Source organism: Marinimicrobium sp. LS-A18, from assembly GCF_000463525.1.
In the GTDB taxonomy this organism is placed as follows: domain Bacteria; phylum Pseudomonadota; class Gammaproteobacteria; order Pseudomonadales; family Cellvibrionaceae; genus Marinimicrobium; species Marinimicrobium koreense.
The window spans coordinates 1-11,706 of record NZ_AWEP01000003.1 but is presented as its reverse complement, the minus strand read 5'-3'; the positions used below and the strand labels follow the sequence as shown (position 1 = coordinate 11,706).

Annotated in this window: 15 protein-coding genes and 4 tRNA genes; 12 read left to right on the top strand and 7 right to left on the bottom strand. The window is 59.7% G+C overall.

Annotation, left to right across the window (positions count from 1 at the left end; all coding sequences use genetic code 11):
- Positions 1-43: 43 nt before the first annotated feature.
- A complete protein-coding gene (locus tag N645_RS0106330; RefSeq protein WP_024460661.1) occupies positions 44-568 on the bottom strand; it encodes a glycine cleavage system protein R in 525 nt (174 codons plus the stop codon).
- Positions 569-639: 71 nt separating this feature from the next.
- Between N645_RS0106330 and N645_RS0106325 the strand changes: the two genes are divergently transcribed.
- The 3 genes from N645_RS0106325 to rlmM are packed head-to-tail and all read left to right on the top strand — an operon-like array spanning position 640 to position 2,550.
- Positions 640-870 carry a YheU family protein gene (locus tag N645_RS0106325; RefSeq protein WP_024460660.1) on the top strand — a complete coding sequence of 77 codons (231 nt, stop codon included), beginning with the start codon at positions 640-642 and terminating at the stop codon, positions 868-870.
- On the top strand, positions 863-1,498 hold the full coding sequence (locus tag N645_RS0106320) for an alpha/beta family hydrolase (protein WP_152521640.1): 636 nt from the start codon (positions 863-865) through the stop codon (positions 1,496-1,498). Before N645_RS0106325 ends, N645_RS0106320 begins: the two co-directional genes overlap by 8 nt.
- Positions 1,495-2,550 (top strand): 23S rRNA (cytidine(2498)-2'-O)-methyltransferase RlmM, encoded by a 1,056-nt coding sequence (gene rlmM / locus N645_RS0106315; RefSeq protein WP_024460658.1) that lies wholly within the window; start codon positions 1,495-1,497, stop codon positions 2,548-2,550. Before N645_RS0106320 ends, rlmM begins: the two co-directional genes overlap by 4 nt.
- Positions 2,551-2,562: 12 nt before the next feature.
- On the opposite strand, the gene N645_RS0106310 is transcribed toward rlmM, so the two are convergent.
- Positions 2,563-2,853, bottom strand: a complete 291-nt coding sequence (locus N645_RS0106310) for an antibiotic biosynthesis monooxygenase (RefSeq protein ID WP_024460657.1) — start codon at positions 2,851-2,853, stop codon at positions 2,563-2,565.
- Between the two features lie 77 nt (positions 2,854-2,930).
- On the bottom strand, positions 2,931-3,311 hold the full coding sequence (locus tag N645_RS17935; protein ID WP_152521639.1) for a hypothetical protein: 381 nt from the start codon (positions 3,309-3,311) through the stop codon (positions 2,931-2,933).
- A 150-nt stretch (positions 3,312-3,461) separates the two neighbouring features.
- On the opposite strand from N645_RS17935, the gene tusA reads away from it, so the two are divergent.
- Positions 3,462-3,716 (top strand): sulfurtransferase TusA, encoded by a 255-nt coding sequence (tusA, locus tag N645_RS0106300; RefSeq protein ID WP_024460655.1) that lies wholly within the window; start codon positions 3,462-3,464, stop codon positions 3,714-3,716.
- Positions 3,717-3,780: 64 nt separating this feature from the next.
- Here the strand turns inward: tusA and N645_RS0106295 are convergent, their stop codons facing one another.
- Positions 3,781-4,479: a hypothetical protein gene (locus N645_RS0106295; RefSeq protein ID WP_024460654.1), complete on the bottom strand. Its 699-nt coding sequence runs from the start codon at positions 4,477-4,479 to the stop codon at positions 3,781-3,783.
- A 205-nt stretch (positions 4,480-4,684) separates the two neighbouring features.
- On the opposite strand from N645_RS0106295, the gene N645_RS0106290 reads away from it, so the two are divergent.
- The 3 genes from N645_RS0106290 to N645_RS0106280 all read left to right on the top strand — a co-directional run bounded on the left by N645_RS0106290 (position 4,685) and on the right by N645_RS0106280 (position 7,662).
- Positions 4,685-5,248 (top strand): elongation factor P hydroxylase, encoded by a 564-nt coding sequence (locus N645_RS0106290; RefSeq protein ID WP_024460653.1) that lies wholly within the window; start codon positions 4,685-4,687, stop codon positions 5,246-5,248.
- Positions 5,245-6,147 (top strand): 5'-3' exonuclease H3TH domain-containing protein, encoded by a 903-nt coding sequence (locus N645_RS0106285; protein WP_024460652.1) that lies wholly within the window; start codon positions 5,245-5,247, stop codon positions 6,145-6,147. The genes N645_RS0106290 and N645_RS0106285 overlap by 4 nt, the downstream gene beginning before the upstream one ends.
- A 393-nt stretch (positions 6,148-6,540) precedes the next feature.
- Positions 6,541-7,662, top strand: coding sequence for a 4-phosphoerythronate dehydrogenase (locus N645_RS0106280; protein WP_024460651.1), 1,122 nt, complete (start codon positions 6,541-6,543; stop codon positions 7,660-7,662).
- A 171-nt stretch (positions 7,663-7,833) separates the two neighbouring features.
- Here the strand turns inward: N645_RS0106280 and N645_RS0106275 are convergent, their stop codons facing one another.
- Positions 7,834-8,325 carry a hypothetical protein gene (locus tag N645_RS0106275; protein ID WP_024460650.1) on the bottom strand — a complete coding sequence of 164 codons (492 nt, stop codon included), beginning with the start codon at positions 8,323-8,325 and terminating at the stop codon, positions 7,834-7,836.
- Between the two features lie 24 nt (positions 8,326-8,349).
- Entirely contained in the window at positions 8,350-9,564 is a 1,215-nt protein-coding gene (locus tag N645_RS0106270; protein WP_024460649.1) for a pyridoxal phosphate-dependent aminotransferase, read from the bottom strand.
- A 112-nt stretch (positions 9,565-9,676) separates the two neighbouring features.
- Between N645_RS0106270 and msrB the strand changes: the two genes are divergently transcribed.
- Positions 9,677-10,075 carry a peptide-methionine (R)-S-oxide reductase MsrB gene (gene msrB / locus N645_RS0106265; protein WP_024460647.1) on the top strand — a complete coding sequence of 133 codons (399 nt, stop codon included), beginning with the start codon at positions 9,677-9,679 and terminating at the stop codon, positions 10,073-10,075.
- Between the two features lie 23 nt (positions 10,076-10,098).
- Here the strand turns inward: msrB and N645_RS0106260 are convergent, their stop codons facing one another.
- Positions 10,099-10,881 carry a hypothetical protein gene (locus N645_RS0106260; RefSeq protein ID WP_024460646.1) on the bottom strand — a complete coding sequence of 261 codons (783 nt, stop codon included), beginning with the start codon at positions 10,879-10,881 and terminating at the stop codon, positions 10,099-10,101.
- A gap of 230 nt (positions 10,882-11,111) precedes the next feature.
- On the opposite strand from N645_RS0106260, the gene N645_RS0106255 reads away from it, so the two are divergent.
- From N645_RS0106255 to N645_RS0106240, 4 genes are all read left to right on the top strand, one after another.
- Positions 11,112-11,187 (top strand) — tRNA-Glu (locus tag N645_RS0106255).
- 2 nt (positions 11,188-11,189) lie between these two features.
- Positions 11,190-11,265, top strand: a tRNA-Gly gene (locus tag N645_RS0106250).
- Between the two features lie 51 nt (positions 11,266-11,316).
- Positions 11,317-11,392 (top strand) — tRNA-Glu (locus tag N645_RS0106245).
- Between the two features lie 14 nt (positions 11,393-11,406).
- Positions 11,407-11,482: transfer RNA gene (locus N645_RS0106240), tRNA-Gly, on the top strand.
- Positions 11,483-11,706: the final 224 nt, after the last annotated feature.

The following is an 11,706-nucleotide window of genomic DNA, read 5'->3' as shown; positions in this document are numbered from 1 at the left end:
GAATGCACCGATAAGGCTTTGTAAGTGATACTACATGGGTATCCTACGGTTGGTCCTCTTCCAGACGGATATCAATCGCCAGCTGATCCGCGATGGAATCCAGATCATCGTGTAGCTCGTCCATATCCACCGACTCCGGAACCTCAATCACGCCGTTGGCCTGAAACAGCGGCTCGCCGGACCAGGGCATACTGGAATAATCGGTTTCCAACTCGCCCATATTGATGCTGCGCTCGGCGAACGCCTGGGCGATTTCCAACACGATACCGGCTCGATCCGGCCCCGCCACGGTAAAGCGGAAGGCGCGGAAGGGCGCGCGCTCGGTGGCTTGTGCGGATTCCACCACCAGCTTCAGCCCCTGTCCGCCCAGCGCCTGCAGGGCGGCGGTCAAGGGTTCGCGCTGCGCTTCGGGCACCGCAACCTGTACAATACCCGCAAACTTGCCGGCCAGGTGCGATAGGCGACTTTCCAGCCAATTGCCCTCGTGCTGCTGGATAATCTGCGCCAGTCGCTCCACAATGCCCGGCTTGTCGTCGCTGATCAGCGTCAAAATCAAATAGTGTTGCATCGTTGTCATCCACTTCAGAGTTGTTATGCCACCATTGTGGCGCAACCCCGGAAAAAAGTCATTGTGAAGCCATGATCATTCCCCATCAGCAAGTATCCGCCGACGCCCTGCGAGGCCTGATCGAAGAATTCATCACGCGTGAGGGCACCGACTACGGCTGGGAGGAAACCAGCCTGGAGCGAAAGGTACAGCAGGTACAAGCCCAGATTGAGCGGGGCGATGTGGTGATCGTGTTCGACCCCGCCACCGAAACCGTCAGCCTGCTTCCGGAGCGGGATGCCTGGGAGTTCGGGGATGACTGACTGGCTGAAAAATACCCCGCCGAACCCGTCGGCCCGCTTGCTGCTGGCCCACGGGGCGGGCGCGCCCATGGACAGTGACTTCATGAACGCCATGGCCGAGGGGCTCTGTGCCCGGGGCGTTGACGTCTGGCGGTTTGAGTTTCCCTATATGGCCGAGCGGCGGACCGGGGGCAAAAAACGACCGCCCAACCGCCAGCCCGAGCTGCTGGAGGCGTGGCGCGAGGCGGTGGCATCCGCGCAGCCGACGGCGCTTCCCCTGCTGATAGGCGGCAAGTCGCTGGGTGGGCGTATGGCCAGCCTGGTGGCGAATGAGCCCGGGGTCTCGGGGCTGGTTTGCCTGGGCTACCCCTTTCATCCGGTGGGTAAGCCGGACAAGACCCGTCTGGAGCCCTTACAGGCGGTTCAGGTGCCGACCCTGATTGTGCAGGGCACGCGCGACCCGTTGGGAAACCGGGACGAGATCCGAGGTTATGATCTGCCGACGACTCTGAACTGGCTCTGGCTGGACGATGGCGACCACGACTTCAAACCGCGAGTAAAGTCCGGGTACCGTCAGCAACAACATTGGCAATCGGCGATCGAGGGTATCGTCGACTGGATCGATCAACACTGGGGAGAGCGCCCGTGAACCATCTGTTTTTACATTGTCGGCCCGGTTTTGAAAAAGAGTGTGCGGCGGAAATCCAGGAGCTGGCGACCGCCGCCGGTGTGTACGGGTTTATCAAAACCCGGGAAGGACAGGCCTATGTGATCTACGTGACCCATGAGTCCGACGGTGCGCTGAGGCTGGTGGGACAGCTGCATTTTATGGATCTGGTGTTTGCCCGGCAGTGGTTTGTGACCACCGCGCCGCTGGCCAACCTGCCCCCGGGGGATCGGGTCGGACCGCTGGTGGAGGCGGCCCAGGCGCTGCCCGCTGCCCGCTCCCTGGTGGTGGAAACCCCCGATACCAATGACGGCAAGGAGCTGTCGACGCTCGGCAAGAAGCTGACCTCGCCCTTGATGGCCGCCCTTAAAAAACAGCGCCTGGTGGACCCCAAGAGCCGTTGGCACTGGCACCTGCTGGTACTGTCCGGCCAGTGCATGTACCTCGGCGTCAGCCCGGTGGACAACCGTGCCGCCTGGCCCATGGGCATTCCCCGCTTGCGCCAACCCAGAGAGGCGCCGAGCCGGGCCACGTTGAAACTGGAAGAAGCCTGGCATCACTTCATCCCTGAGTACGAGTGGGATGTTCGCCTCGCCGGCGGGCTTAAAGCGGTGGATCTCGGGGCGGCGCCGGGGGGTTGGACCTGGCAACTGGTGCGCCGGGGCATGTTTGTCGATGCGGTGGACAATGGCCCCATGGCGGAGTCACTGATGGAGTCCGGCCAGGTCACTCATCACCGGGAAGACGGTTTTGTCTATCAGCCGAAAAAGCCGGTGGATTGGCTGGTCTGTGATATTGCCGACAAGCCGGCCCGGGTGGCGAATATGATTGCGCTCTGGGTCAGTCAGGGCTGGTGCCGGGAGGCGGTGTTCAACCTGAAGCTGCCGATGAAGCAGCGCTATGCCGAAGTGGCGCGCTTGCGGGAGCGAATCGAGCAGCAGTGTGAAGCGGCGGGGCTGGATGTGGCACTGGCGTTCAAGCAGTTGTATCACGACCGCGAAGAAGTGACCGGCCACATCATGCGCTTGCGTTGATGGCGCTCTCTGCTAGACGGGATTTTTGTCCAGCAGCGTGATTTTTTCAAAATCCGCCAGCGTCGGGTTGAGCTGGTTCATGACCTCGTAACGCTCGTCGCTGTAATACCAGCGTTTCCAGTCGTGCACGGAGCGCCACTTGGACAGCAGGTAGTGGTGGTTGGGCCGCTGCAAGTCCCGCAGGGTTTCACCGCTGAGAAATCCTTCGGCCTGATAAGCGGATTTGAGCGCTTTGCGCGCGGCCATTTCGTAAGTACTTTCCATTCCGTCGGCAATGTGGCGTTCAACGAGCACGTAGATCATGAATGATTCCGGCTAATGAAAATAAAGGCGTTAAAAGCGCTATTCTAGCGCCCGCGCCCGGGAATGCAAAGCGGGCGTCAATGCCACTGGCTGGGCGGACTTTCGTTGCGCTGCAGAATCCACTCCGCCAGCGCGACCCATTCATCCAGCAGTTCATGCAGCAACGCGACGCGTTCGGGGTGACGTTGATGATCGTGCAACGCCTGTTGCCCCAGTGATGTCAGTGCCGCCAGTATTTCTCCGACCGTTTGCGCGTGCAGGTTGCTGAGCAACTGGCGGTTGAGTGCGGTGCTGGCAGCTTCTGCGGTGGTTGGCTCCGGTGCTGAGGGGAGGGACCTCAACGCCTGCTGTATGGCTTGCGCAAGATTCGGGTTATCATGGCGCAGTAGATGAGAGGTGATGACCAGCGCAGTGGGCGTTAATGCACTATGTGCAGCATGGCGATTGGGTGACGACATAAAGACTACCCCTGTAAAACACGGCGCCTCGGTTCGCTGAAACAGCGCTTCGCTCCTGCGGGCGGATCTCCTACTTCAAGTCTAGCAACGAAGTATGTGCTTTACCGGCAAAAGCCGAAAAATTCGTCTTGATGATAACGGGAAGGGTCGATGTCTGATCACAAAGAAGGTCCGGGGACCATTCACAAAGCGTTGGACGCCCGGGGCCTGGTGTGCCCGGAACCGGTCATGTTGTTACATCGGGCGGTGCGTGAGGTCGCGGCGGGTGAGGTGATCGAGATGATTGCCACCGATCCATCCACGGAGCGGGACGTGCCCAAGTTCTGTCTGTTTCTCGGGCATGAGTTGGTGCTGGAAGAAAGGGAAGGGGAAGAGTACCGGTATTACATCCGCAAGAGTGGGTAACTTCAGTAGGTCGGGTTAGCGCGCCAGCGCGTAACCCGACAAGATCCACTCAAGTCGTCTTGAATCAATACCCATCAACCAACAACGAAATTGCCGCCAAAGCCTCCGGATCTTCCGCCTTGATCTTGTTGGCGATCTGGTGCTGGAAAAAGTACCGGAATTGATCGCTCTGCTGGGCCGGATACAGGCAGGCATCGCCCGGCAGGACCGGGGTGCTCACGATCTTGTTCATGTCGGTGAGCATGCCGTAAATGCTGCCGTCATGCTGCAGACGCCAGCTGATGACTTCAACCAGGTTCAGTTTGTTGGTTTCTTCGGTGGCGAGCACTGCGTGGGTGCCAATGGTATCCGGCAACTCCTGAACGACATCGTCGTCGTTCTCACATTGGAGCTCGTAATACTCCGCCGCCGTTTCCAGTTCGACCACCTTGTGAATGGGGGCGTCGAAGAAGACATCATCAATGCCCGGATCGTAATACCCTTCCCACTGGCCGTTGAGCGGGTCGCAGATGTCCGGGCAAGCCACGATATCATTGAGCCAGGGCACCAGACCCACCACCTCGCCATTGGCGCGCAGACCCCAGCACAGGATTTTCAGGCTGAACAGACGATCGTCGCTGGTATCGTTGGAATACAGCATTTCCAGGCCGTCCAATTCCGGGGCCAGGCGGACAAAGCGCTGATCGTGCAGCTCGGAGAGAGACTTTCCTGTGAAGAGATCAACCACATTTTCCGTGTTGTGGCGCGACTGTGAGGTCTTCATAATACACCTCCCGGCTGAGGCTGGGGCTAACGACGCTAGCCCAGGAGACACCGATGGTGAAAGACTGGTTCCCGAGCACAGCTCGAGCCTTTTTCATAACCATCTGTCACTAAAGTATAGGTTATAACCCGAAAGCACAACACCTAGTAGTAAAAATCTTTCCGCACACCAGAGCCTGCAGGCCCGAGTGTGCCTGAGGAGTTGCATGTTGACCGATGTTGGCGACACCAGCCGGCACGATTGCCGAGATTTGATTCAGCTGTTCGACCAGACCTTCAGTGAAAGCCACGCCACGCGCCTCTGTGGCGGTGCCGAGGAGCCCCTGTACGCCCCCGGCGAGCCGCACCGCATCTGGTTTACGCGCAATTACTACGCCAGCGCGCTGCACGAGGTGGCGCACTGGTGTGTCGCCGGCCCGGCACGCCGTCTGAAAGAGGATTATGGCTATTGGTACGCGCCGGACGGCCGTACGGAGGCCCAGCAGGCGGAGTTCGAACGGGTGGAGGTGCGCCCCCAGGCCCTGGAGTGGTTGTTCTCCCGAGCGGCGGGCTGGCGTTTTCGTCCCAGCGCCGACAACCTGGCGGCGGGGCTCGGCCCGAGCGATTCGTTCAAGCGCGCGATTCATCAGCAGGTGCAGCGTTTTTGCCGGGAGGGTGTCAGCCGCCGGGTCCATGCCTTTCTGGCAGCATTGGTCGCCTTCTATGGCACCGCCGAGAGTGTCGAGTCCTTGCTGGTTGAAACCCGGTTTGCCTGGGAGGATGTGGCATGACCCCGTCTCCGATCTGCCTGGTTGACGCTTCAATCTACATTTTCCGGTATTATTTCTCCCTGCCCGACAACTGGTCGAGCCGGGAGCACGGTTACGGCACGGGTGCTGTGTACGGCTACAGCACCTTTCTGATGCGGCTGATCGAACAGACCCGCCCGACCCACCTCGCCGCCTGTTACGACGAGAGCCTGGGTCAGTGCTTCCGCAACGACCTCTACCCGGACTACAAAGCCAGCCGGGCTCACCCGGATGAGGCCCTGGCATTCCAACTGTCGGCCTGCCGCCGTTTTGGCGAAATTCTGGGGATCGCCAGCTTCGCCAGTCAGACCCACGAGGCGGACGATCTGATCGGCTCCCTGGCCCGCACCATGCGCTCCAGCCCCCGGCCACTGGCAATCCTGACCCGGGACAAGGACCTGGGCCAGCTGTTGTGTCGGCCCCAGGATTATCTGTGGGACCACGGGGCGGATCAGCGATCTTACGCGCCGGATGTTGAGCGAAAACTCGGCGTCCGGCCGGATCAGTTGGTGGATTACCTGGCGTTGGTGGGGGACAGTATCGACGATATCCCGGGTGTTCCGGGGGTAGGCCCCAAGACAGCGAGCGCGCTGTTGGCTCATTTTGGTACTCTGGATGAGCTGTGGGCGAACCGGGAGGCCGTCGCAACCTTGCCCATCCGGGGGGCGAAGTCTCTGGCGGCGAAGTTGGAGGCGAACCGGGAGCAGGTGGAGATTTCCCGCCAGTTGGCCAAAATTGTGGACGATCTGCCGTTAGACGTCACACTTTCAGATCTGACCTTCGGGCCGGTCGATTGGTGGGCAATGGAGGAGTTCGCCGACGAAATGGGCTTTGGGGAAGGGTTTCTGGCTCGGGCTCGACGAGTGCTTGAAGACAATTAATTGGGATTGCCTGCGGGGCCGGCCATGCGTGGGGTATACCGTTTGTAGACCCGCCGTGAACCCATCCATGGGGGCTTCTCGTCGACATCCTTGTCTCCGAGAGTCTACAAACGGTATACCCCACGCACGGCCTCATTGCCAATATCAGCCTTTCGAGCACTCGTCCCCTCTGCTCAAGGTAGGCGATAGGCGCCATCTCCAGCGCCCGTGCAGTTAGCTCCTGGCGGAGGGAGGGTAGGTGATTCCGAGACCGTCACCCGCCTGGACGGCGGGTGATGAGCCCCCATGGATGGGTTTACGGCGTGTCTCGGAAACACCTACCCTCCCGCAGCACTACAATGCGAAGTCCCCAGAGAAGCAAGGTGTGAAATCAACAAACAACTGGATTAACAAATGCGAATCGTAGCTGATGAAAACATCCCCCTGGTCAATGAATGCTTTGGAGAAATGGGGGAGGTTGTTCGCCTGCCCGGGCGGGATATGACCAATGCCGACCTGCAAGGTGCCGACGCGCTGCTTGTGCGTTCGGTTACCCAAGTCAACGAAACCCTGCTCCACAACACCCCCGTGCGGTTTGTGGGCACTTGCACCATTGGCGTCGATCACCTCGATATCGACTACCTCGAACGGCGGGGCATCACCTGGTCCAGCGCCCCCGGGTGCAACGCCAACTCCGTGGTCGAGTACGTCTATGCGGCGCTGGCGCACCTGGATGTCGATTGGCTTGGCAAACGCGTTGGCATTATCGGGTGCGGTAATGTCGGTGGGCAGCTGTACCAGCGCCTGAAGGCTCAGGGGGTGGAGTGCCGAGTGTACGACCCGTTTCTCTCCACCGAACAGATTCCCGACCTGACCTCGCTGGAGACCGTGCTGGACAGTGACGTGGTGTGCATGCACACCCCCTTGACCCGCTCCGGTTCACACCCGAGTTTTCACCTTATTGGCACCGAAGAGCTCAAACAACTGCGCCCGGGGGCGGTATTGCTCAATGCCGGTCGGGGTGCAGTCATCGACAATCAGGCGCTGCTCGCCCACCTGGAGGCCGGAGCGGACCTGCGGGTGGTGCTGGATGTCTGGGAGCCGGAGCCGGATATTTCCCGGCCCTTGTTGGCGCGGGTCGAGCTGGGTAGCCCCCATATTGCCGGGTACAGCTACGACGGCAAGATGCAGGGTACTTTCATGATTTACGAAGCCCTTTGCCGTCACTTGGGCCGCGCGCCGGATAAAGTGTTGGATGCCTTGCGTCCGGCGGTGGCGGACCCGGAGCGGACGCTGGCGGGCGGTGATGTCTGGTCGGCGTTGAAAACGCTGATTCCCCAGGTGTACGCCATCGCCGAGGACGACCAGCGCCTGAGAGAGCTCGCGGCGAAAGCCGAACGTGGCGAGGCGGATTTCGCTAAAGGGTTTGATCAACTGCGCAAGCAGTATCCGAAGCGGCGGGAGTTCAATAATTATCGGGTGTCGGGGGCATCGGATGAGGCGCGTACGCGGTTGAACGAGCTCGGTTTCAAGTAGGGGACCCCTTTGGTGCCGAGTTTGGGTTACGGCGGATGCGCGCTTCGCGCTTATGCCGCCCTACGCCAGGCTCCACAGGTTGTGTAGGGCGGCATAAGCGCGAAGCGCGCATCCGCCGTAACCCCGCCGCCGTAACTGACGACGACCGTGCCGCATCCGCCGTAAAACGCATTACGGATGATGCCGCGACTGCCGAAACAACTCCAGCATCACCTGCTCAATCGCCGTCGACGAGCCGTGCTTGAGCACATCCCGCAACAACTGTACCCCATTGTCGGCGCGGGCCGCGGCCTGCACATCATCGCTGGGGTTGATGTCTGAATCGGGGGCGTCCGAGTCGTGGGGCAGGGCTTCGAAGCCGACCACATCGTGTACCGGCAGGGGGCTCGCCAGGAGGGTGAAGCCCCGCTGGGTCAACACCGCCTGATCAATGGCTTCCTGGCGCACCAGCGTTTCGTAGCGCAGGTAGCCGGTTTGGGCCAGCCAGAGCATGGTGGACAGGCAGCTCTGATGGCGCGGGCTGTGCAGGCCGAATTCATCCGGTGTATCCGGTCCGGCGATGTCCTCTACAAACAGCATGGTCGGGCGCGGGAACTGGTTGTACAGCTGCACCAGAATCCGCGCCGCATCTTTGTAGAAGTCCGCGATATGAATATCCGCCATGACGTCTGCTGCCTTCCCTGAGTGCTACTGAGAATAATGTTCCAGGAATCGGCCCAGGCGCTGAATGGCCTTGGTCAGATCGTCCTCCCGGGGCAGGAACACAATGCGCAGGTGGTCCCGGTCCGGCCAGTTGAATGCCGTGCCTTGAACCAGTAGCACCTTCTCCTGAATCAGGAAGTCCAGCACCATCTGCTGGTCGTCCTTGATCTTGTAGCGGTTCAGGTCCAGCTTCGGGAACAGGTAGAGCGCGCCCTTGGGCTTGACGCAGCTCATACCGGGAATTTCGTCAATGGCCTTCATGGCCGCATCGCGCTGATCCCGCAGGCGCCCGCCCGGAATGATCAATTCGTTGATGCTCTGGTAGCCACCCAGTGCGGTCTGCACAGCGTACATGGCAGGCACATTGGCGCACAGGCGCATGGAGGACAGCATCTCCAGGCCCTCGATATACCCTTTGGCCTTGTGCTTTGCACCGCTGACGGTCATCCAGCCGGAGCGGAAACCGGCCAGGCGATAACATTTGGACAGGCCGTTAAAACTCACACACAAGACATCCTGAGCCAAACGTGCCAAGGGTACGAACTCGGCGTCGTCGTACAGAATCTTGCTGTAGATTTCATCGGCGTAAATGATCAGGTTGTGCTCCCGGGCGAGTTGCACGATCTGTTCGAGCACGTCCTGGCTGTACACCGCCCCGGTAGGGTTGTTGGGGTTGATTACCACTATGCCGCGAGTTCGGTCGGTAATCTTGCTGGCGATATCGGCGACGTCCGGGAACCAGTCGGACTGTTCATCGCACAGGTAGTGCACGGCCTTGCCACCGGCCAGGTTGACGGCGGCGGTCCACAGCGGGTAATCGGGGGCCGGTACGAGTACCTCATCACCATTGTTGAGCAACGCCTGCATGGCCATCACGATCAATTCGCTGACGCCGTTGCCCAGGAAAATGTCGTCGATATCGATGTTGGGAATGTCCAGCCGCTGGCTTTCCTGCATGATAGCCTTGCGCGCGGCGAACAGCCCGCGGGATTCGGTGTAACCCTCCGCATTGGGCAGGTTGTAGATGACGTCCTGGATGATTTCATCGGGCGCGGCAAAGCCGAACGGTGCCGGGTTGCCGATGTTCAGCTTGAGGATTCGGTGGCCTTCTTCTTCCAGCCGGTTGGCGTGCTCGAGAACCGGGCCGCGAATGTCGTAGCAGACCCCTTCGAGCTTGGTGGATTTATTGACGGTGCGCATCTACAGTATCTTGTCCATGGGGGCGGGTGAAAAGTAAACTCTACGGTGGTTTAGACCGTACTATGACTGAATCATCCCGTCTCTTCCCAGCCCCTGTCAAGGAGCAGTCTTCATGAGTGACCCGAAAAATCGTAGCGAAGCCGAGTGGCGTGAGCAGTTGTCGCCGGAGCAATATAGAATCTGTCGGGAAAAAGGCACTGAGCCCCCGTTTACCGGTGAGTACTGGGATGTGTTCACGGAGGGTACCTATCGGTGTCGCGCTTGCGGTGAGCCGTTATTCGATTCAGATACCAAATTTGACGCCCATTGCGGTTGGCCGAGTTTCTACGCGCCCAAAACCGAAGAGGTGATCGAGGAGGCTTTTGATGGCAGCCACGGCATGCGTCGTACCGAGGTAATGTGTAAGAACTGCGGGAGTCACTTGGGGCACGTTTTCCCCGATGGCCCGGCGCCCACGGGTTTGCGCTACTGCATCAATTCGGCCTCCATCAAGCTAGATGAGGGGCAATAATCTGAAATGGGGCAGGGGGCGGATCAATCGTACAGCTGTTTCTTTTTCCAGTCGCTTTCCTGTTCGAACTCTTCCCACTCTTTCTTTTCTTCCGGCGCGGGGCCTTCTTTGGTGGGCGAGGCGCCGGCGTCGGATTGTTGTTCCAACTGACTTTCCAGCTTCTTGATGATGCCGTTGATCTGGGCCAGTTGCTTCTGGAAGCCCTGTCCGCCTTTTTCCTGGGTCAGCATCTTGCGCGCAAGGTTATAGTAATGGATGGCCAACCTGGGTTTACCGGCGGCCTGGGCCTGTCGGGCGGAGACCGCATGGGCATCCACGGAGACCAGCAGCGCCAGGCGCTTGACCTGGTCCTTATAGGTTTGTCCCTGAGCCTGACCGATATTGCCACGTTCGGTCTGGTGCGCAATAAACCGATACAGCTCCTGCAGCAGCCGCTTGATTTCGACGGCCTGCTCTGCGGAGGCGGGGCGGGCTCGCTCGGACGGTGCGCGATGTTTGAGCGCTTCGAGCTCGCCGGAGTAGAAGGTGAAGTCCTCCATGTGGCCCGGTTCTCGCGGCTCCAGTTGGCTGAGCTGTTCGCAGGCATCGAGCAGGGCCCGGTAAATGATCAGGGTCAGATCTTTGGTCAGTAGACCCTCGGGGAACCCGGAAACCATGTACTTGAAGTTGCGTTGACGGTGCTTGAGGGCAGTCAGCAGGCGTTGGCGCCGTTTTTTGCGTTTTTCCAGGGTCTGGGCAATGAAGGCGTACCCCACCAGCACAATGAGCAAGGCGAAAATAATGCTGGCAATCATTAAAGAGGACATAGGCCGCCGCTGTTATTGATTCGAAGTTTATCGGGTCGAATGGGGAATTTGGCGTAAAAACGGCAGTATAGCACTAATGATCGGGAGGGCCGAAAGAGGGGCGTCGCTAAGTGGTTGTTTTCCCGGTCGAATAATTCGAAAAAAGTGTTGACAGGTGCCGGTCCGCTCCCTAGAATGCGCTCCACTTTCTGAGGGTAATGCCACGGCATACAGCGCTCAGGGAGGTCCGGGTCCCCTTCGTCTAGAGGCCTAGGACACCGCCCTTTCACGGCGGTAACAGGGGTTCGAGTCCCCTAGGGGACGCCATTGCGGGAATAGCTCAGTTGGTAGAGCACAACCTTGCCAAGGTTGGGGTCGCGAGTTCGAGTCTCGTTTCCCGCTCCAGTTTATACAGTGTAAGCGTTTGGCGTCAGCCTGCACTAAAGACCAGTTTTAGTCCCCTTCGTCTAGAGGCCTAGGACACCGCCCTTTCACGGCGGTAACAGGGGTTCGAGTCCCCTAGGGGACGCCATTTTACGCAATGTGGCGGGAATAGCTCAGTTGGTAGAGCACAACCTTGCCAAGGTTGGGGTCGCGAGTTCGAGTCTCGTTTCCCGCTCCAATATTTGAAAGAGCCGGCTTCGTTGCCGGCTTTTTTGTGTCCGGAATTTGGGTGCTTTCGCTCCGCCCGGAAAACGAGTCTCGTTTCACGAGCCACATCGTTGTGGCTCGCCCTCCGGGCAGCCTGCGGCTGTGCAAACCGGCTTCCTGCCGGTTTGTCCCGCTCCAAGGTGCCTAATTCCCCCCGTGTGCCCTACATGGCGCCAAATCCCCCTGCGTTCACGG